Annotated in this window: 18 protein-coding genes and 1 pseudogene; 6 read left to right on the top strand and 13 right to left on the bottom strand. The window is 71.0% G+C overall.

Annotated elements, in window-relative coordinates; genetic code table 11:
- Positions 1-7: 7 nt before the first annotated feature.
- Both ABZS58_RS36850 and ABZS58_RS36845 read left to right on the top strand, forming a co-directional pair.
- Positions 8-160, top strand: a pseudogene (locus ABZS58_RS36850) (NmrA family NAD(P)-binding protein); the annotation flags it as partial.
- A 106-nt stretch (positions 161-266) separates the two neighbouring features.
- Positions 267-890 carry a hypothetical protein gene (locus tag ABZS58_RS36845; RefSeq protein WP_354787965.1) on the top strand — a complete coding sequence of 208 codons (624 nt, stop codon included), beginning with the start codon at positions 267-269 and terminating at the stop codon, positions 888-890.
- Positions 891-980: 90 nt separating this feature from the next.
- Here the strand turns inward: ABZS58_RS36845 and ABZS58_RS36840 are convergent, their stop codons facing one another.
- The 5 genes from ABZS58_RS36840 to ABZS58_RS36820 form a co-directional block, all read right to left on the bottom strand.
- Complete coding sequence (locus tag ABZS58_RS36840) at positions 981-1,838, bottom strand: sugar phosphate isomerase/epimerase family protein (protein WP_354787963.1); 858 nt, start codon at positions 1,836-1,838, stop codon at positions 981-983.
- 10 nt (positions 1,839-1,848) lie between these two features.
- Positions 1,849-3,045, bottom strand: coding sequence for an ABC transporter substrate-binding protein (locus ABZS58_RS36835; protein ID WP_354787962.1), 1,197 nt, complete (start codon positions 3,043-3,045; stop codon positions 1,849-1,851).
- Positions 3,046-3,078: 33 nt separating this feature from the next.
- Positions 3,079-4,059, bottom strand: a complete 981-nt coding sequence (locus tag ABZS58_RS36830; RefSeq protein WP_354787961.1) for an ABC transporter permease — start codon at positions 4,057-4,059, stop codon at positions 3,079-3,081.
- Positions 4,056-5,081 carry an ABC transporter permease gene (locus ABZS58_RS36825; RefSeq protein WP_354787960.1) on the bottom strand — a complete coding sequence of 342 codons (1,026 nt, stop codon included), beginning with the start codon at positions 5,079-5,081 and terminating at the stop codon, positions 4,056-4,058. The genes ABZS58_RS36830 and ABZS58_RS36825 overlap by 4 nt, the downstream gene beginning before the upstream one ends.
- Positions 5,082-5,255: 174 nt before the next feature.
- Positions 5,256-6,767 (bottom strand): sugar ABC transporter ATP-binding protein, encoded by a 1,512-nt coding sequence (locus ABZS58_RS36820; RefSeq protein WP_354787958.1) that lies wholly within the window; start codon positions 6,765-6,767, stop codon positions 5,256-5,258.
- A 585-nt stretch (positions 6,768-7,352) separates the two neighbouring features.
- Between ABZS58_RS36820 and ABZS58_RS36815 the strand changes: the two genes are divergently transcribed.
- Entirely contained in the window at positions 7,353-8,912 is a 1,560-nt protein-coding gene (locus ABZS58_RS36815; RefSeq protein ID WP_354787957.1) for a sigma-70 family RNA polymerase sigma factor, read from the top strand.
- Between the two features lie 10 nt (positions 8,913-8,922).
- On the opposite strand, the gene ABZS58_RS36810 is transcribed toward ABZS58_RS36815, so the two are convergent.
- Complete coding sequence (locus ABZS58_RS36810; RefSeq protein WP_354787956.1) at positions 8,923-9,267, bottom strand: hypothetical protein; 345 nt, start codon at positions 9,265-9,267, stop codon at positions 8,923-8,925.
- A 655-nt stretch (positions 9,268-9,922) separates the two neighbouring features.
- On the opposite strand from ABZS58_RS36810, the gene ABZS58_RS36805 reads away from it, so the two are divergent.
- Positions 9,923-13,468 (top strand): ThuA domain-containing protein, encoded by a 3,546-nt coding sequence (locus ABZS58_RS36805; RefSeq protein ID WP_354787954.1) that lies wholly within the window; start codon positions 9,923-9,925, stop codon positions 13,466-13,468.
- 143 nt (positions 13,469-13,611) lie between these two features.
- Positions 13,612-14,055 carry a Rieske (2Fe-2S) protein gene (locus ABZS58_RS36800; protein WP_354787953.1) on the top strand — a complete coding sequence of 148 codons (444 nt, stop codon included), beginning with the start codon at positions 13,612-13,614 and terminating at the stop codon, positions 14,053-14,055.
- Here ABZS58_RS36800 and ABZS58_RS36795 read toward each other — a convergent pair.
- On the bottom strand, positions 14,021-14,593 hold the full coding sequence (locus ABZS58_RS36795; RefSeq protein ID WP_354787951.1) for an RICIN domain-containing protein: 573 nt from the start codon (positions 14,591-14,593) through the stop codon (positions 14,021-14,023). The two genes, ABZS58_RS36800 and ABZS58_RS36795, sit on opposite strands and share 35 nt — an antisense overlap.
- Positions 14,594-14,667: 74 nt before the next feature.
- Positions 14,668-15,111 (bottom strand): GNAT family N-acetyltransferase, encoded by a 444-nt coding sequence (locus ABZS58_RS36790; RefSeq protein ID WP_354787950.1) that lies wholly within the window; start codon positions 15,109-15,111, stop codon positions 14,668-14,670.
- Positions 15,112-15,161: 50 nt separating this feature from the next.
- On the opposite strand from ABZS58_RS36790, the gene ABZS58_RS36785 reads away from it, so the two are divergent.
- Positions 15,162-16,520, top strand: a complete 1,359-nt coding sequence (locus ABZS58_RS36785) for an MFS transporter (RefSeq protein WP_354787949.1) — start codon at positions 15,162-15,164, stop codon at positions 16,518-16,520.
- Here the strand turns inward: ABZS58_RS36785 and ABZS58_RS36780 are convergent.
- The 5 genes from ABZS58_RS36780 to ABZS58_RS36760 all read right to left on the bottom strand — a co-directional run bounded on the left by ABZS58_RS36780 (position 16,493) and on the right by ABZS58_RS36760 (position 20,103).
- A complete protein-coding gene (locus ABZS58_RS36780; RefSeq protein WP_354787947.1) occupies positions 16,493-16,651 on the bottom strand; it encodes a hypothetical protein in 159 nt (52 codons plus the stop codon). The genes ABZS58_RS36785 and ABZS58_RS36780 overlap by 28 nt on opposite strands.
- Positions 16,652-16,761: 110 nt before the next feature.
- Positions 16,762-17,427 carry a hypothetical protein gene (locus ABZS58_RS36775; RefSeq protein WP_354787946.1) on the bottom strand — a complete coding sequence of 222 codons (666 nt, stop codon included), beginning with the start codon at positions 17,425-17,427 and terminating at the stop codon, positions 16,762-16,764.
- Positions 17,428-17,625: 198 nt separating this feature from the next.
- Positions 17,626-18,288: a response regulator transcription factor gene (locus ABZS58_RS36770; protein WP_354787944.1), complete on the bottom strand. Its 663-nt coding sequence runs from the start codon at positions 18,286-18,288 to the stop codon at positions 17,626-17,628.
- Between the two features lie 76 nt (positions 18,289-18,364).
- A complete protein-coding gene (locus tag ABZS58_RS36765) occupies positions 18,365-19,606 on the bottom strand; it encodes a sensor histidine kinase (protein WP_354787942.1) in 1,242 nt (413 codons plus the stop codon).
- Between the two features lie 119 nt (positions 19,607-19,725).
- Positions 19,726-20,103, bottom strand: a complete 378-nt coding sequence (locus ABZS58_RS36760) for a hypothetical protein (RefSeq protein ID WP_354787940.1) — start codon at positions 20,101-20,103, stop codon at positions 19,726-19,728.
- Positions 20,104-20,123: the final 20 nt, after the last annotated feature.

The following is a 20,123-nucleotide window of genomic DNA, read 5'->3' as shown; positions in this document are numbered from 1 at the left end:
GGAAACGATGACGGTTCTGGTGACGGGCGCGACCGGCAGCATCGGCGGCGCCGTGACGAGGGCACTGCTGGCCCGTGGCGCCGACGTGCGGGCGCTGGTCCGCGACACGGGCAGGATCCCGCACCTGCCCGCTGGGGCGGCGGCGGTGACCGGCGACCTCGGCGCCGCCCTGGTGGGTGTCCGGGCCGCGCTGTACGTGTCGCCGCACCATCCCGACGAGCTGCGGCTGGCGGAGACGTTCGCCCGGACCTGCCAGAACCGGGGGGGTGCGGGTCGTCTTCGCCGGCGTGTACCTCGGCGGGAGGACCGCCGCGAGCAGGTGGCTGCTGCGCACCGCGCTCGGCCTGGCGCTGCCGCACTACCGCGGCAAACTGCGCATCGCGCACCTGATGTCCCGCGCCGGCGCGGACCCCGTGGTGTTCGGCCTGCCGAACTACTACCAGAACGACGAGATCGTCCGCGACGACATCCTGGCCGGCGGCTATCCGCTGCCCGTGCACGACAAGGGTGTCAACCGCATCGACCTGCGCGACGCCGCCGAGATCGTCGCGCGGGCCCTGACGGAGCCGGCGTTCCCCTCCGGCGGGCACGTCCTGTCCGGCCCCGCGTCGATCAGCGGCGCCGGGGCCGCCCGCGTGTGGAGCGACGCCCTCGGCCGCCCGGTCCGCTACGACGGCACCGGCGACTGGCGGGCGGTGCTGACCCGCCGGCTCGACGGCCAGAAGCGCGACGACTTCCTGCACACCTACGCACTCCTCGCGAAACGCGGCATGGCCACGTCCGCCCGGAGCGTGGCGGCCACGACCGCGCTCCTGGGCCGCCCGTCCCGCTCCTACGAGTCGTACGTCCGCGACACCGCCGACCTGTGGCAGGCCGCCCCGCGGGCATGACGGTCGTGGCGCGCGCCTCCACGGCGGCGCCGGCGAGCAGATCGCGGCGATCCCCACCGACGGACTCCCCGTGGCAGCGACCGTAGTCGATCACAGACCGGCGAGCAGCCCGCGCAGAAAGGCCAGGCCGTCCAGCGCCAGCTGGTCCTGTGACGGGGCGAGGGGGCGCCAGATGGAGGCGGCGGCGGCGATGGTCTCGTTCTCGGCGGTGAACGACTCGATACACAGCGCGCCCGCGTAGCCGGTCCTGGAGAGCTCCGCGAGCAACCGCGGCCAGTCCAGGTGGTCGCTGCCGGGCGCGCCCCGATCGGTGCCGCTGACCTGGACGTGTTTGATGTGCGGGCCGGCGACCGCCACGGCGGCGTAGGGGTCCTTTTCCTCGATGTTCATGTGGTACGTGTCCAGCATGATCCCCACGTTGGACGGCAGACCTTCGAGGAGCTCGACGGTCTGCTCCATGGTGTTCACGACGCTGGTCTCGTAGCGGTTCAGCGCCTCGACCCCGATCGACACGCCGCGCTCCCCCGCGTAGTCGGCGACGGGGGCGACACCTGAGCGGAAGTCCGCGTAGCACGCCCGCCGCTCCGCAGGGGTCATCCGCCAGGTGCGGCCGACCGCGGCGTAGACGGGACCGCCGACACAGGAGGCGCCGACGGCCGCCGCCGCGTCGACGCAGGCCCGCAGATAGGCCTGGGTCGACGCGACGGTCGCCGCGTCGGTGCACACCAGGTCGCGGCCCGGCGGCGTGACCGCACAGACCCCGGCCGCGATGATGCCGTGCGCGGCGAGCAGGTCGCTCGTGCGTGCCGGGTCCCAGTCGCCGACCTGCTCGACCGGCAGCTCGACCGCGTCGAAGCCCCACGCCGCGAGGCGCGGCACGATCACGGCCAGGGCGGCGTCGGAGACGGGCGAGGACCAGATCCAGGGATTGGCACCGATGGCACGCACGAGCGTCACACTACTTCCAGCGCTGGGGGTAGCCGGGCAGGTCCTTGCAGCCGCACATGGCGTAGTGCAGCGGCGGCATGTTGGCGTCGACGTAGGTGTCCAGGTTGTCCTGGGTGACCATCGGCTGGGGCAGCTTCCAGGGGCTGGAGACCTGCTCGCCGTTGAGGATCCGCACCGCGGCGATGATCGGGGTGCGCCACTGGTAGGTCGGGTAGGTCGGCGCGATCGCGGTGAGCTTCTTGTCCTTCCACAGCTTCAGGAAGTCGAGCTGGTCCTCGCCGTTGATCGGCGGGACGGGCTTGCCGGCGTCCTGGAAGGCCTCGACGGCGGCGACGGCGGTCGCACCGGCGTCCATCCAGATGCCGTCGATGGTGCCGTACCGCTGGATGTAGTCGTTGACGATCTTCTTGGTCTTGGCCGGGTCGCCGTCGGTGAACTCGACGCCGACGACGTTGACCTTCGCCTTGTCGAACTGGACCTTCGCGGCGGACCAGCGGGTCTCCAGGACGTCGACGCCGGGCAGGATGCGCAGCGCGAGGACCTTGCCGCCGGGCTTGACCTTCTCCGACAGGAACGACGCGCCGACGTGGCCGAAGCCGTAGCCGCCGATGGGGTTGATGAACGTGACCGGGCACTTGGTGTCCACGCCGCGGTCGAAGACGATGACCGGCAGGCCCTTGGCGCAGGCGGCCTCGACGGCCGGGGTCAGCGTGGCGGTCGTGTTCGGCGAGACGATGAGCGCGTCGCAGCCCTTGCCGAGCAGGTCGTTGATGTCCGCGATCTGCTTGCTGTCCTTGCCCTCGGCGTCGACGTGGACGAACTCCTTGATGTTCGCCTTCTGCGCCTCGACCTCAGCCTGCATGACCTTGTAGCCGACCTGCCGCCACGGGTTGTTGAGCGCCGCGTTGGAGAAGCAGATCTTGTAGGGGCCGGCCTTCTTGTACTTGGCGGTGTCGACCAGCTTCGGGTTGAGCACCTGCTCCCACGGCTTGTCGGCGGGGCCGGTCGCGGTCGCCTGCAGCAGCGACAGCTCGTTGTCGTAGTCGGCCTGCACGAAGAACTTCGACTGCTCGCCGGTGCCGGACCCCGCCGAGGCGGTGGACGACGCGGCGCCGGAGGCGGACGTGGTGGGCTCGTCGGTGGCGCAGCCGGTCAGGATCAGCAACGCGGCTGACATTGCCGCGGCGACGTACGTGGTTCGTCTCACGTGTTCTCCTAGGGATGGGGTGTGGGGAGCGCCTCAGCGGCGGCGCAGTGCTCCGACTGCGACGGCGATGAGGATGATCAGGCCCTGGACGCCTGCCCGGAGGGCGCCGGAGATGCCGTAGAAGTTGAGGAGCGCGAAGAGCGTCTCGAGGGTGAGCGCGCCGAGCATGGCGCCGACGACGGCACCGCGGCCGCCGCCGAGGACGACCCCACCGAGGACGACGGCGGTGATGGCGCCGAACTCGAGGCCCGCGCCGGCCTGGAACGACACGCCGCTGTAGCCGCCGAGCAGGATCGCGGCGATCGTGGCGAAGACGCCGCTGAGCACGAACGCGGTCGTCTTGGTGCGCCAGACCCGGATGCCGGTGAGCTCCGCGGTGCGCGGGTTGCCGCCGACGGCGACGAGGGTGCGGCCGAAGTCCGACCGCATGACCGCGACCGCGACGGCGGCGACGCCGAGCAGGATGAGCAGCGCGTAGGGCACCCGGCCGAGCAGCGGCACGTCCTCGAACGCGCGCCGGCCGAAGCGGCGGAACTCCTCGGACAGGCCGCCCTTGGGCGCGCCGTCGGACCACAGGTAGACGGCGCCGACGAGGATCAGGTACATGCCCAGCGTCGTGATGAACGACGGCACCTTCAGCAGCGTGGTGACCAGGCCGTTGACGAGCCCGACGACGACGCCGAAGGCGAGCACGACGAGCACCACCGGCCACGTCCGGGCAGGGTCGCTGTCGATGAGCCGGGCCGCGACGACCACCTGGGCGGTGACGAGCGAGCCGACGGACAGGTCGAACTCGCCGGAGACGATGACGAAGTACTGGCCGGCGGCGAGCAGGATGATGGGCGCGGACCGGCCGATGAAGGACAGCAGCGACGCCGGGGCGAAGAAGTCGGGCTGCCGGACGGCGACCAGCACCAGCAGGATCGTGAGGATGCCGACGATCGGCGCGATCCCGCCGGGCTTCAGGAGATTGACCCGCCGGCGCGGGCTCGCCTCGACAACGGTGGTGGTCATGCCGCCGCCTTCCTGGTCGCGGTGCGGCGGCGGTGCATCCGCCGGGCGTAGACGGCCACCGCGGCGATGATGATGACGCCGCGGATGACCTGCTTGAAGAACGCGTCGACCTCGAGCTGGTTGAAGATGCTGTCGATGCTGGCGAGCAGCAGCACGCCGCCGACGGTGCCGAGGACGCCACCGCGGCCGCCGGCCAGGGCGGTGCCGCCGAGGACGACGGCGGCGATCGATTCGAGGTCGTAGAGGCCTTCGACGCCGACGCGGGGTGCGCCGGAGCCGAGGCGGCTGGCGAGGTAGATCCCGGCGAGGCCGGAGCACAGCGCGCACAGCACGTGGGCGGCGATGAGGATCCGGTCGTTGCGGACGCCGGAGAGCCGGGCCACGTCGGGGTCGCCGCCGACGGCGATGAGATGGTGGCCGAAGCGGGTGTTGCGCACCGCGAACCAGGCCGCGGCCGCGACGGCGAGCAGCAGCAGGAACGCGACCGGGACGGGGCCGACGCGCTGGTAGCCGAGGCTCTGGACGAACGCCGGCGCGGTCTTGCCCGCCGGACCGTCGTAGCCGTTGTCGAGGTACCCCTTGAGCAGCAGCCCGACGCCGACGGTGGCGATGAACGCGTTGATCCGCAGCTTCGTCACCAGCAGCCCGTTGAGCAGCCCGATGGCGGCGGCGACGAGCAGCACCAGGCCGAGCGCCGGCAGGATGTTCCCGTCGCTGCCCGCCATCGTCTCCGCGGCGACGAGGGTGCTGATGCTGATGACGTACGCGACGGAGAGGTCGAGCGAGCCGGCGAGGATGACCAGGGTCTGCCCGACGGCGACGAGGCCGAGGCCGGTCGCGACGTGCAGCAGGCTGACGACGGTGGACTGGTTGAACAGCGACCCGCCGTCGATGGCGACGACGATCCAGCCGATCGCCAGGGTCAGCGCGAGGGCGATGTAGACCCCGCGGGCCGGCCCGGCAGCGGTTGCCTTGAGCCGGATCGCGGTGGTCTTCGCCGGAACGGGCGGGGCCACGGTCATGCCGCCACCTCCGCTGCGCTCCGGCGTCGGCCTGACCCAAAAACTGCGCTCATGATGCCCAGCCCTCCGCTACGCTCCGGCCTGGTCATGCCGCCACCTCCGCTACGCTCCGGCGTCGGCCTGACCCAAAAACTGCGCTCATGATGCCCAGCCCTCCGCTACGCTCCGGCCTGGTCATGCGGTCACCTCGGTTGCGGTCAGGGCGCCGGTAGCGAGCCCGACGACGTCCTCTTCACTGGCCCCGGCCGCAAGTTCGCCGGCGATGGCACCGTCGCGCATGACGACGATCCGGTCGCTCATCCCGAGCAGCTCGGGCAGCTCGGAGGAGATCATCAGCACCGCGGCGCCGTCGCCGGCGAGCTTGCGGACGAGGTCGTGGATGGCGGACTTCGCGCCGACGTCGATGCCGCGGGTCGGCTCGTCGAACAGCAGGATCTTCGGGCCGACGGCGAGCCAGCGGGCGAGGACGACCTTCTGCTGGTTGCCGCCGGACAGGAAGCGGATCTCCTGGTCGTCACCGGCGGCGTGCACCTCGACCGCGGCGAGCAGCTCGCGGACCTTGATCGTGCGTGCGCCCCGGGCCCGCCAGCTGGGGAAGACGGCGCGACCGGCGAGCAGGGCGTTGTCCAGGACCGACTGGCCGGCGACGATGCCCTCGCCTTTGCGGTCCTCGGTGACGTACGCGATGCCGGCGCGGATCGCGGTGCGGGGCGAGCGCAGCCGCACCGGCTTGCCGTCGAGCTCGACGGTGCCGGCGGTGAAGGGGTCGGCGCCGAAGATCGCGCGGGCGAGCGCGGACCGGCCGGAGCCCTGCAGGCCGCCGATGCCGAGGATCTCCCCGGCGCGCAGCTCGACGTCGACGTCGCGGAGCTTGTGATTCGCTCCATTGTGGACGGCGAGGCGCACGGCGCCGATGTCGCCGGGTGCGGCCCGCGGCGGGAAGTAGCCGGCCAGCTCGCGGCCGACCATGTGCTTGACGAGCTGGTCGCCGGTGGTGCCGGCGGTGGCGAGGGTGGTGACCCGCCGGCCGTCCTTGAGCACCGTGATCCGGTCGGAGAGGTCGAAGACCTCGGTGAGCCGGTGCGAGACGTAGAGCAGGCCGATGCCGCGTTCCTGCAGCCGCCGGACGAGCGCGTAGAGCAGCTCGACCTCGTGGTCGGCGAGGGCGGCGGTCGGCTCGTCCATGATGAGCAGGCGCGCGTCGAGTGCCAGGGCCTTGACGATCTCGACGACCTGCTGCTGGGCGACGCCGAGGCGGCCGACCTTCACACCGGGGTCGAAGGACGTCTCGCCGGCCGTGGCCAGCAGCTCGGCGGTGCGCTCGTGCATCGCCCTGCGGTCCACCAGGCCGCGGCGGACGGGTTCGTGGCCGAGGAAGACGTTCTCGGCGACGGTCCGCTCGGGCAGCAGGTTGAACTCCTGGTGGATGATCCCGATGCCGGCGCTCTGCGCGTCGCGCGGCCCGCGGAAGCCGACGGCGCGGCCGTCGAGCTCGATGGTGCCGCCGTCGGGCGTGTACACCCCAGAAATGATCTTCATGAGGGTGGACTTGCCGGCACCGTTTTCGCCGACGACGGCGTGCACCTCGCCGGGGTGCACGTCGATGTCCACATCGGACAGCACGCGCACGCCGAGAAAGGACTTGCCGATCCCACCGAGCCGTAGCAGCGGGGGCGTTTCAGCCATGCCAAACCCCTAACTGACCGTAACCATCGAAGACAATCGTGATTGCGGTCGAGCATCGGTGGAGCACTCAGCGTGGGGACTTTCGCCTTTGAAGTCCGTAACTTTTGCTGGTTTCGAACAAAGGTCGCGGAGAGCAGACTAAATGTTTCGATGTTCCGCCGCAACGGCGCAACGACACCGAAACAAAGCCGTTGCCCAACCTCCGCCGATCGACCGATGCCAGCAGGCCGGACGGGCGAGTCCACGGAGAGCGCTTCCCCGCCGCCCTGGCTCACGATATGGCCTTTGACCTGATGGTACGGGCAAAAACATTGACATCAGAAGATGGCTTCAGCACGCTTGGCGACGCGGCCACGACCCGGGAACGCTGAGTGTGACTGTCCGTTGTCGCTGAACCGCTCCCGGAAAAACTGTTATGCCGATTCGCGCAATGGACCGCTCCGCGGCGGGATCTTGACACCATCGCCTTCCGTCGACACTGTGGTGGGCCGATGCACGACCTCCGCATTCATGACGGCGATTGTGGGACCTGATATGCACGGCGGACCGGCACCCCGGCTGCGGAAGCCGTCATCCGTGCCGCCCGTGACCTTCCGGGGTGACTATGCGCCGCTGGTCATCGCCGCGCAGGCCGGCAGCAGGGATGCGCGTGACGAGTTGATCTCGGCGTGTCTGCCCCTGCTGTACAACATCGTCGGCCGGGCCGTGGGCAGGCCCGCCGATGTGGACGACGTCGTGCAGGAGACATTGCTGCTGGTGCTGCGGGACCTGCCGGGCCTGCGCAGCCCTGAGAGCTTCCGGCCGTGGCTGGCCGCTGTGGCGATGCATCAGATCGGCAGGCATAGGGACCGCTGGCAGTCCACGGCGGCGCGGACCACCGCGATCGAGGAGGCGGCCGACGTCGCGGACAGCGCGGCGGACATCGAGCGCACGACAGTGCTGCACATGCAGCTCGCCGAGCAGCGACGCCGGTTGGCCGAGGCGAGCCGATGGCTGGATCCGGACGACCGGACCCTGCTGTCGTTGTGGTGGCAGGAGACGGCGGAGCTCATGAGCCGCGCCGAGGTGGCCGAAGCCATGGGGGTGAGCGTCGCGCACGCCGGTGTCCGTCTGCAGCGGATGCGCGAGCAGCTGGAGCGATGCCGGGGAATCGTCAGCGCCCTCGCCGCCGAGCCTCGCTGCGCCGGCCTGGACACCGTCGTGTCCGAATGGGACGGGCAGCCGTCGACCGTCTGGCGCAAACGGATCGCCCGGCACGTCCGCGACTGCGCCGTCTGCACCGCGACCACGGCAGACCTGATCAGGATTGACAAGATCATCACGGCCCTCGCCGTGCTCCCCGTCCCGGCCACGCTCATCGCCGCCCTCATGGCCAAGGGCCTGCTTCCGGCGGCCGCGAACTCATTCGCGCACGCCGCGACCGGCACCGCGCACCTCTCGCTGGCGGGCAAGCTCGCGGGTGCCGTGGCAGCGCATCCCCTCGTCTCCCTCGTCGCGGGCACGGTCGTCGTGGCCGGGATCGTCGTCACGCCGATTGCAGTGTCCACGCCACCGGTCGAACCCACGCCCACCCGCGTCGCGGTGCCACCGCCGAGACCTCCGCAACCACCGGTCACCGCCGGGTCCGCAACCAGAGGACCTGCACCGGGCACCCGCGAGCCCACCGCACCCTCGACACCGGGACCGAGCCTTTCCAGCGCCGTGCCGGTCATCGGGCGGACGTGGACGCTGACCGCGGAGCACAGCGGCAAGCTCATGGACGTCGAGGCACATTCCGGCACCGATCGGGCCCCGGTCGTCCAATGGCCCGGGACCGGCGCCGACAACCAGCGGTGGCAGGTCATCGACGCCGGCGGTGGCACCGTCACGCTCAAAGCCGTGCAGTCCGGCAAGTGCCTGGACGTCGCCGGCCGCTCCACCTCCGCAGGGGCCTACCTGCAGCAGTACCGGTGCAACAACGACGACAACCAGAGGTTCACCGTCACACCGGTGACGACGGCGCCCGCGGGTGTCTACGTCATCAGAAACGTCCTGAGTGGACTGTGCGTCGACGTCTTCGGCAACGCGGCGGCCGACGGCGCACGGCTGGTCCAATGGACCTGCCAGGGCACCACCAACCAGCAGTGGCGATTCACGCAGGTCTGATCGGCATCCTTTACTTCCAGCGTTGGGGGTAGCCGGGCAGGTCGGTGCAGCCGCACATGGCGTAGTGCAGCGGCGGCATGTTGGCGTCGACGTACTTGTCGAGGTTGTCCTGCGTCACCGTCGGCTGCGGCAGCTTCCACGGGCTGGACACCTGCTCGCCGTTGAGAATGCGGATGGCCGCGATGATCGGCGTGCGCCACTGGTAGGTCGGGTAGGTCGGCGCGATCGCGGTCAGCGTCTTGTCCTTCCACAACCTCAGGAAGTCCAGCTGGTCCTCACCGTTGATCGGCGGCACCGGCTTCCCCGCGTCCTGGAACGCCTCCACCGCAGCAACCGCCGTCGCACCCGCGTCCATCCAGATGCCGTCGATCGTGCCGTACCGCTGAACGCGGCACTCATCGCCGCGACAACGGACGTGGATCGTCTCACGTGAACTCCAAGGGGATGCGGTGCCTCGCCAACACTTCGGAGCGTGAGCAGCGAGTTCCATGGCATGGCGATTTCTCCTAACGGTGTGTCACCTCAGGGCGTGACCGCATCGACGAACGCAGCACTCAACGTAGGCATCGAACTTCACATCGCTAGATCTTCCGGTTGCCGCTGCAGCACTTCTGCCGGATGAAACAAAAGTTTGTGTCCGCCACGTTAAAGGTCGGAGCGCCGACTGGCAATGACGTAACCCGATCAAGACAGAACAGCTACGAAACCGTGCTCTCCGGGCGAAGAAATGGGCTGCAAAAAAGCGTTATGAGCTGCCCATATGTTGTCCGTATTGACTTCAAAAGGTCTGCCAGAGCAGGCTTGGCGCCGCGAGCCATGGCAGAAGAACCCATCGTTGTGACTCTTCGTCACGGCAGCTGACGTGTCTCCATCCGGTCGATGTCACTGTCCGTCGCGGCGGACGGCAGTCGACCCGACCGGATCACTCACACGTCGCTCAACCCTGTCCACGGGTGGTGCTGTCGTGCGCCCATGGCCCGCATCGCGTTGTCCCGCCGAGAGGAAACGGCATGCGAAGAAGCACGTTGATCCTGGGCACCATCGTCGGCATGTTGCTGTCGATGGCGCTCGTCAAGCCCGCGGCGGCGGCGCCCGCCTTCCGCGCGCTGGTGTTCACCAAGACCGTCGGATATCGGCACGACTCGATCCCCGCCGGCATCCAGATGATCCAGCAGCAGGCCGCCGCCAACAACTTCGAGGCGGTGTTCAGTGAGGACTCCGCCGTCTTCACCCCGGCCAACCTGGCCACCTTCGACGTCCTCGTGATGCTGCAGACGTCGGGCATGGTCTTCACCACGGCCGCCCAGCGCTCTGCCGTGGAGGGCTATCTGGCCAGCGGCAGAGGCATCGTCGCGATCCACAACGCCACCGACATGGGCATCGACACCGAATACCCGTGGTGGGACCAGACGGTCAACGCGGGCGCGCACATGCCCGAGCACTCCCCCGGCGTCCTGGCCGGTCAGGCCATCGTCGCCGACAAGTTCCACCCGTCGACGGCGGGCCTGCCGGACCGGTGGAACCGCAGCGAGGAGTGGTACAACTTCGACAAGAACCCGCGCGGCGACGTGCACGTGCTCGTCACGGCCGACGAGCGCACCTACAACCCGGGCCCCCGCGCCATGGGCAGCGACCACCCGATCTCCTGGTGCCGCAACGCCGGCGGCGGACGGGTCTGGACGACCGCGATGGGCCACGCCATCGAGTCCTACAGCGAGACGTTCTTCCGCAACCACGTCCTGGGCGGGATCCGGTGGGCGGCCGGCAACCTCGCGGGCGACTGCGGCGGGACCGTCTGGGGCAACTTCGAGAAGCGCACCCTGGACGACAACACCGCCGACCCGATGGCCCTCGCCGTCGCGCCGGACGGCCGGGTCCTCTACGTGCAGCGCGCCGGGCAGGTGCGGATCTTCAAGCCCAGCACCAACACCACCGTCACCGCCGGCACCCTGAGCGTCTACACCGGCGGCGAGGACGGCCTCACCGGCCTGGCGCTGGACCCCGGCTTCGCCAGCAACGGCTACGTGTACGTGTACCACTCGCCGGCCGGCAGCACCACGGACATCAACCGGGTGTCGCGGTACACGCTGAGCGGCGACACGCTCAACATGTCCAGCGGCGTCACCATCATCGACATCCCCGCCACCCGGGACCGCACCTCACCGGAGCCCGGCCACACCGGCGGCTACATCGCCTTCGGGCCGGACGGCAACCTGTACATCGGCACCGGTGACGACGTCGCGCCGAACCTCGACAGCAACTGGCAGGGCTACGCCCCGCTCGACTGGCGGGCCGGCAAGTCGCACCTGGACGCCGCGAAGACCGCGGGCAACACCAACGACCTGCGCGGCAAGCTGCTGCGGATCCGCCCGGCGGCAGCCGGCGGCTACACCATCCCGTCGGGCAACCTCTACCCGCAGGGCACCGCACAGACGCGGGCCGAGGTCTACGCCATGGGCTTCCGCAACCCGTTCCGCTTCTCGATCGACCCGGCCAACGGCTGGGTCTACCTGGCCGACTACGGCCCGGACCGGGGCCTGCCGACGACCAACCGCGGGCCCGAGGGTCTCGTGGAGCTCAACGTCATCAAGGCGTCCGGCAACTACGGCTGGCCGTTCTGCCACGGCGACAACCAGCCCTACGCGCCCTACAACCCGGACACCGGCGTCGTCGGCGCGAAGTTCAACTGCGCCGCACCGGTCAACAACTCGCCCAACAACACCGGCCTGACCAGCCTCAAGCCGGTCGTCGCGCCGAACATGTGGTACGGCTACGGCGCATCGCCGAACTTCCCGGAGCTCGGCTCCGGCGGCTCGGCGCCGATGGGCGGTCCCGTCTACCGGTACAACGCCGCCAACCCCTCCTCGACGAAGTTCCCGCAGTACTACGACGGCGTCAACTTCTTCTACGAGTGGTCCCGCAACTACGTCAAGGAGGTCCACTTCGACGGCAGCACCGCCGTCACCCGGACCAACACGTTCCTGCCGGGCGGCAACTTCAACAAGCCGATGGACATGGAGTTCGGCCCCGACGGCTCGCTGTACCTCCTCGAATGGGGCTCGGCGTTCGGCGGCGGCAACAACGACTCCGGCCTCTACCGCATCGACTACGTCCAAGGTGGACGGTCGCCGATCGCCAAGGCCAACGGGACGCCGACCAACGGCAACGCCCCGCTCAACGTCCAGTTCTCCAGTGCCGGCACCGCCGACCCGGACCCGGGCAACACGCTGAGCTACCTGTGGACGTTCGGCGACGGCACCACGTCGACGGCGCAGAACCCGGCCAAGACGTACACCGCCAACGGCAACTACACCGCCCAGCTGAAGGTCACCGACAACACCGGCAAGTCCGGCTTCGCCAATGTGCAGATCACCGTCGGCAACACCGCGCCGACCGTCACGGTCAGCACCCCGGTCAACGGCGGCATGCTCAACTTCGGCGACCAGGTCTCCTACACGGTGAACGTCACCGACCCGGGCGGCGCTGCGATCGACTGCTCCAAGGTCTACGTCAACCCGGCCCTCGGTCACGACGACCACCTGCACGAGACCACCGAATACCCGGGCTGCTCCGGGACCATCTCCACCGACCTGCTCGGCGGGCACCCCGACGGCGCGAACCTGTTCTACGCCCTCGTCGCCCACTACACCGACAACGGCGGCGCGGGCGGCGCGGCCCCGCTGACCGGCTACGGCCAGGCGATCCTGCAGCCGAAGCACAAGCAGGCGGAGTACTTCACCGCCCAGTCCGGCATCCGGGTCATCGACCAGGCCGGGGCGGAGAGCACCAAGCGCATCGGGGACATCTCCAACAACGACTGGATCTCGTTCAACCCGATGAGCCTGCAGGGCATCACCAACGTCACCTACCGGGTGTCCACGCCGACCGGCGGCGGCTCGATCGAGCTGCGTGCCGACTCGCCGACGGGCACCCTCCTGGCGACGACGCCGATCGCCAGCACCGGCGGGTGGGACAACTACGCCAACACCGCGACGGTCAACACCGCCGCGCTGTCCGGCACGCACACGCTGTACATGGTGTTCAAGAACAGCGCGAACAACGGCTTCGACCTGGACTCGTTCACCTTCGGCGGGGCCGGCGTCGGCACCCCGAACACCGGCGGCGTGGCCGGCAAGACGTGGACGCTGACCGCGCAGCACAGCGGGAAGAACGTCGACGTCAACGGCGTGTCGACCGCCGACGAGGCCCAGATCATCCAGTGGGCCCCGACCGGCGGCAACAACCAGAAGTGGCAGGCCGTGGACGCCGGTGGCGGCGCGGTCTACCTGAAGGCCGTGCACAGCGGCAAGTGCCTCGACATCATCGGCGGCTCGACCGCCAACGGGGCGTTCCTGCAGCAGTTCACGTGCAACAACGGCAACAACCAGAAGTTCACCGTGACCCCGACCGGCACGTCCGGTGTATACACGGTGAAGAACGTCCAAAGTGGACTGTGCGTGGACGTCAACGGCAACTCCACCGCTGACGGCGCCCGCCTGCTGCAGTGGACCTGTCAAGGCTCGACCAACCAGCAGTGGCGGTTCACCCTGGCGTAACCCGTGGTGACGACGGCGCCGGTTCCCGCAGTGCGGCGGGGGCCGGCGCCGTCCCTGGTGCGTGAAAACAGATGTAATTCATTGCCATCGATCGCCTTCCTCCGTACCGTGCTGAGCCGGTGTACGACGGAAGGAGCACGGACATGTCGATGCGATGGTGTGCGGGGCGCCGGGCCCTGCTGCTCGGCGCCGGTTCGGCGGGTCTGCTCGCGGCCTGCGGTTCCTCAGAAGATCAGGCCCCGCCGGCTGCCCAGTCGGCTGCCTCGCCGGTGCCCGCTTCGGCGATGGCCGGTCTGGCGAGCACCGTGGACGTCCCCGTCGGCGGCGGGACCGTCGTCGGGGACGTCCTGCTGGTCCAGCCGGTCGCCGGCACCTTCAAGGCCTACGACGCCGCCTGCCCGCACAAGGGCGTGAAGGTCACCCCGCCGAAGGACGGCGTCGCCACCTGCCCGGCGCACAACTCGACGTTCGCCATCGCCGACGGCGCCCGCATGAGCGGCCCGGCGACCAGCGGCCTCAAGGAGATCGCCATCGAGGTGGACGGCGGCCGGATCACGCGAACGACCACACCTGGCGGATCCAGGTGATGTCGTTCTGGTTGTCGTAGTTGCACGTCGAGGTGTAGACCCGGACACGGTCGTCACCCGAGCTGCCCCTGGTCGCCATGCACTGGCCGGGGTAGCGGACGCTCTGCAGACCGAAGTAGGGTCCGACGTTCTGCGTCGGCCTCACCCGCCACAGCCCCTCGGGGTAGGCGTTGCAGGGCTGCTGCACGACGGGACCGAAGGAGCTCGCGTGCAGGCACAGGTTGCTGCCGGTGTTGCGGATCTCGTACGTCGGGTCGGCGGCCGTGCCGCGGTTCCAGAACTGCCACCGCTGCATCGCACCGCCCGGCTGGTAGCCGTGGCAGCCGAACATCTGCACGGGATTGCCGGGTGCGCTGCTGCCGTCCTTGTTGTCCAGGCACTTGTCGGAGGTCGCGTTGTAGTACGGCGCGTAGATCTCCACCCACACGTCCGGGTCCGGCACGGTGTTGTCCGCATGCGCCACGGCGGACGCGCCACCGACGAAGGTCGCCGCGAGCATGATCGTGAGCAGCGCACGCAGGCCGTTACGGAAGAGCATGAAGCCTCCTGTTGGATTGACGGTGCCGACACCGTCGCAGGGGCCTCTGACGCCGCACTGACGCGGCGCTGTGCTCACAGCATCAGCTTCATGCCCTCGTGGCTGGCGACGAAGCCGAGCCGCTCGTAGAACCGGCGCGCGTCAGAGCGCTGCTTGTCGGTGGTGAGCTGCACGAGCGCACAGCCACGCTCCCTGGCCCGGTCCACGACCCAGGTCATCAGCGCTCCGCCGAGCCCGTGGCCCCGCCGGTCGGCGCGGACCCTGACCGACTCGACGAGGGCCCGCTCGGCGCCGTGCCGGCCCAGCCCCGGGATGTACGTCACCTGCAGCACCGCGACGACCTCGCCTTCTTCCTCGGCGACGACGAGCAGGTTGCGCGGGTCCTCGTCCACCGCCGCGAACGCCCGCTCGTAGGCCTCGTCGACGACGGCGCGGTCGCGGGTCCTGCCGAGCACGTCGTCGGCGAGCAGGGCGACGACGGCGGGCAGGTCGGCGTGGACGGCCTCACGGAAACGCATCCTGCCGATCGTAGTCAGCGCCCGCGCGGTACATGCGGCAGAATCGACGCGTGCCAGCCGTTCTTGTCCGGGCGAGGGTCGCGACCGCGGTGCTGTTCCTGCTCTTCGGGATCACGCTCGGCGTGTGGACGGTCCGCATCCCGGCCGTCAAACGGGACCTGGCGCTGGGCGACGGCGCGCTCAGCGTCGCGCTGCTCGCGTTCGCCGCGGGCGCCATCACGGGGATGCAGGCGACGGGGCGGCTCGTGGACCGGTTCGGCAGCCGGCGGGTGATGCTGCCCGTCGCGTTCGCCGAGGGCCTGGTCCTCGTCCTGCCCGCCTACGCGCCGGGCCTGCCGGCCCTCGCCGTCGCGCTGTTCGTGTTCGGCGCCGTGCACGGCACGCTGAACATCGCCATGAACGCCAACGCGATCGACGTGCAACGTGCCTGGCAGCGGCACATCCGTCCGAGGCCGATCATGTCGTCCTTCCACGCGGTGTACAGCATCGGCGGCTTCATCGGCGCGAGCACCGGCGGCCTGTTCGCCCACGCCGGCATCGGCCCGCGGACCACGTTCACGGCCGTCGCCGCCACGATGGTGGCCCTCGCCGGCTGGTCGGCCCTGTGGGCGATGCCCAGCGATCCGTTCGCCGGCCAGGCACCGGCCCGGGACGACCAGGCCGATGCTCCGGCACCGCGGGACGAGCAGCTCGCAGGTCAGGCAGCGCGGGACGAGCCGGGCGCGGGTCGGTTGGCGCTGGACGAGCCGGGCGCGGGCCGGGTGGTGCGGGACGAGCCGGGCGCAGGCCAGGTGGTGCGGGACGAGCCGGGCGCAGGCCAGGTGGTGCGGGACGAGCCGGGCCCGCCGGTGCGCGGCGTGCTGTTCCTCGGGGTGCTCGTCTGCTGCGCGCTCGTCGGCGAGGGCGCCGCCGCCGACTGGAGCGCCGTCTATCTCCGCGACGACCTGCACAGCTCCGCGGGCTTCGCGGCGGCCGCGTTCGCCGCGTTCTCCGTGGCGATGACGGTCACCCGCCTGGTCGGTGACCGCCTCACCGCCCGCTTCGGCCCGGTCCTGCTGGTCCGCGCCAGCGGGCTGCTCGCCGCCGCCGGCCTCGGCGGCGCGCTGCTCATCGGCGAGCCGCCCGCCGCTGTCGCCGGCTTCGCCTGCCTGGGCGCCGGGATGGCGCTCATCGCCCCGCAGGTGTATTCGGCCGCCGGCGACCGCAACCCGGACGCCGCCGGCCGCGCCCTGGCCCGCGTGGTGGGCCTCGGCTATCTCGGGTTCCTGCTCGGCCCGGTCCTCATCGGCGCCGCCAGCACGGTCGCCGGCCTGCCCGGCGCCCTCGCCATCCCGGTCGTGCTGTCCCTCTTCGTCGCCGCGTCCGCGACCGCTCTGCGCCCCTACAGCCGGTTGAACGTCTCCGGATAGTCGCCCGGCGGCTGGTGCGGCACCTGCGCCGGCGCCACCGTCCTGGGCGCGGTCACGCCGGAGCACTCCTCCGCCATGCGCAGCGCGTTGGCCACGTCGACCTTCCCGGTCGCGGTGTCGTGGATCAGCATCCCGGGCGACAGGCGGGCGAGCGCGCCGACCGCCGTCGCGGCGATGCCGCGGTGTTCTGACGGATCGCTGCGACGAGGCGCTGTGCGTCCCGGCGAGCCGCCGGGCGGGCTCAGGCGTCGCCACCGGGGGCGTGGTGTCCGGGAGGACGGGCGACGGACAGGATGAGGGCCGAGGTGGCGAGGACGAACACGGCGAACGTCAGGAAGCTCACGAACCGAACCGTCCACAGTGCACTCACGAGCGGGAAGGCGGCACCGGTCGTCAGGAGGACGGCGGCGGTCCAGCCGAGGGCCATGACGAAAACGTTGCGGACCAGGGTCGCGGTGGCGGCGGCGAACACCGCCGCGGGCAGGCCGATGAGCGCGATGCCGGCGCTGTTGGCGTACAGCAGCGCCGCGACCGTCGAGTCGTCGAGCCGGGCGTCGCCGCGGGACAAGGCGACCGCGTCGAGGAACGAGGTGGCGGTGCCGCCGGCCACGACGAGCGCGGCTGCCGCGGCCGCCGCCAGGGTCGCGGCCGGCGGGTGCGGGGCCCGGGTCAGGACGCGCGGCGCGAGCACGCCGAACGGCAGGAGCAGCAGCAGGAACGCGCAGCCGGCGACGTAGTCCCCCGCCAGGTACCGGACGCCGTGGTCGTGGAAGAAGGCGCGCACCTCGGTGACCGGGGTGCCCGCCGCGGGCGGCTCGCCCTGCAGGACGGCCGCGCCGATCAGAAACAGCACGAACCAGCCGATGCCCAGCAGGCCGACCCATCGGCCGTCGAAAAGTCGAGACATGGCAACCATGCTGCGCCGGACGGCCCGCCCTGCACGTCATGCTGCCGTCCACGTCGGAAGGTCATCCTGTGGTGGTACACCTGCCGCCGCCGGGTCATCCCCGGCAGCGTCCCCTGCGGTCAAGCCCCCGCCGGTGTGCAGCGCCCTCACCACCGCCGTCGTCACCTTCGATCGTCGCGGCGGGAGCGCCTGAACGCCTCAGGTCATCCAGCCCGGCCGGATCAGGCCCGTCTCGTACGCCATGATGACCAGCTGCGCGCGGTCCCTGACGCGCAGCTTGGTCATCGCCCTGCTGATGTGCGTCTTGGCGGTCGCGAGGGTGACGAACAGCCGCGCCGCGATCTCCTCGTTCGTCAGGCCCTGCGCGGCGAGGAGCATCACCTGCCGCTCCCGGTCGGTGAGTTCCGCGAGCCGCTCCACGGGCCGTGCCACCTTCGCCCGCGACGCGAACTCCGCGACCAGCCGCCGGGTGACGCTCGGCGCCAGCATCGAGTCACCGGCGGCGACCACGTGGATCGCCCGGATCAGGTCGTCGGGCTCGTTGTCCTTCAGCACGAACCCGCTCGCCCCGGCGCGCAGCGCGTCGAACACGTACTCGTCGAGCTCGAACGTCGTGACGATCAGCACCTTCACCGCGTCGAGCCGCGGGTCGGCGGCGATGAGGCGGGTCGCCTCGATGCCGTCCATCACCGGCATCCGCACGTCCATGAGCACCACGTGCGGCAGCAGCTCGGCGGCCTTCTCCACGGCGGCGTGCCCGTCACCGGCCTCCGCCACCACGTCGATCCCGCCGTCGGTGAGCAACGCCCGCAGCCCGGCCCGCATCAGCGCCTGATCGTCCGCGAGCACGACCCGGATCACGACAGCGCCCTGCCCGGCAGCCGCGCGGGCACCGGGAGTCCGCCGCCGGACGTGCGGAGCCCGGCCCGCACCCGGATCACGGTGCCGTCCGGTACGGCAGCCGCGCGTGCACCCGGAATCCGCCGCCGGACGTCGGGCCGGCCTCGAGGGTGCCGCCGAGGCCGGTGGCCCGCTCCAGCATCCCGGCGATGCCGTCGCCGTCGCCCCGCCCCGGATGCGCCGGCGGTCCGTCGTCGTGCACGGTGACCGTCACGGCCTCCTCCTCGAACGCGAGCCGCAGGATCGCGGCGCCCGCGGTGCTGTGCCGGCGCACGTTGGTGACGGCCTCCTGCACGATGCGGTACGCCGCGAGGTCCACCGCCGTCGCCAGCTGCCGCGGTGCGCCCTCGACGGTCTTCGTCACCCGCAGCCCGGCCCCGCCGGACCGGTGCAGCAGCTCGTCGACCTGCCCGAGCCCCGCGGCCGGCCGGCGCGGCGCGTCGGTGTCGTGGCGCAGCACCGCGAGCGCGGCCCGCAGGTCGTCGAGCGTCTCCCGGCTCACCTGCTTGATCGCCGCCACGGACGCGCGGGCCTGCTCCGGATCCCGGTCGAACAGCCGCAGCGCGACGTTCGCCTGCACATTGACCAGCGACACGTGGTGCGCGAGGACGTCGTGCAGATCCCGCGCGACCCGCAGCCGCTCCTCGCTGACCCGCCGCCGCTGCTCGGCGACCCTGGCCCGCTCCGCGTCGGCCCGGCGCTCCCCCGCGACCCGGACCGCCTCCCCCGCGGCGAGCACCAGCCCCAGCACCGCCGCGACCGCCGCGACCGCCGCGGGCCTCGGCGTCTCCTGTCGTCCGACGGTCGCGCTGACCAGCAGATACACGGGCAGGCCCGCGACAATCACCAGCCACGTCGCCCGCCGCCGTCCACTCGCGACCGTGACCACCATCGCGACCGCGAGACTCAGCGCGGCCGGCCCGAACCGGTAGTTCAGCGTGTAATACGCGGCGGTGGCGGCGAAGTTCCCGGCGAGCACCGCCACGGGCGCCCGCCGCCACCCCCACAGCAAGGCCGGCCCGATCACCAGCAACAGCACGGCGACGGCATCAACAGGCCGCCGCTCACTGACCCGCTGCGCGGCGGCGACGGTCGTGGCAACCTGCACGACACCGACCAGCGCCGGCACCCACGGTCGCCACCACCGCTCCCACACCGCACCAGCGACCGGCACCCCCGCCGGACCGCCGTGCGGCGCGCCCCCGTCCACCGCGTCGGCGAGCGGCGTCTCCGCCGCGTCGTCGTGGCGCGTGCCCCCGTCTTCCGCGCCCCGGCCCACCGCGCCCCCGTCCGTCGCGCTGCTTGCCGGCCCAGCCTATGGCCGGGCGCGCCACGGGTCGTCATCCTCGAGACCCCCGACCGCCTACCACCCGGGTAGTAGACGCCCGGGCCCGCCTACTACCCGGGGAGGACCCGGTAGCCGCCGCAGGTCGTGGCCGTCTCGTTGAAGGTGGCGAACTCCTCGACCCAGTCCCGCAGCTGGGTCGGCTGGTCGAAGTAGAACAGGGCCATGTCGCCGATCAGGTCGGCGGTGAGCGCGGCCCGCAGCCGGGCGGCGATGAACGCGCACTGCGCCGGGCTGACCTGCGATCCGCCGGCGTTGAAATGACTCGCGGGAAGCGACGACGCCGACGGTGCGAACTGCTCGTTGCCGAACAGCCGCTCCTGGCCCCCGCCGGCGATGGCGCCCGCCTCCAGCAGCACGAGCCGGACGAAACCCATCTGCCAGTCGTCGAGCTTGAGGCCGGCATCCTCGGCGGTGAAGTCGTAGCCCACCGGCAAAGCCTAGTGGCAGA

The organism is Dactylosporangium sp. NPDC005555, assembly GCF_040605635.1.
In the GTDB taxonomy this organism is placed as follows: domain Bacteria; phylum Actinomycetota; class Actinomycetes; order Mycobacteriales; family Micromonosporaceae; genus Dactylosporangium.
This window is presented reverse-complemented; position numbering and strand designations above follow the sequence as displayed.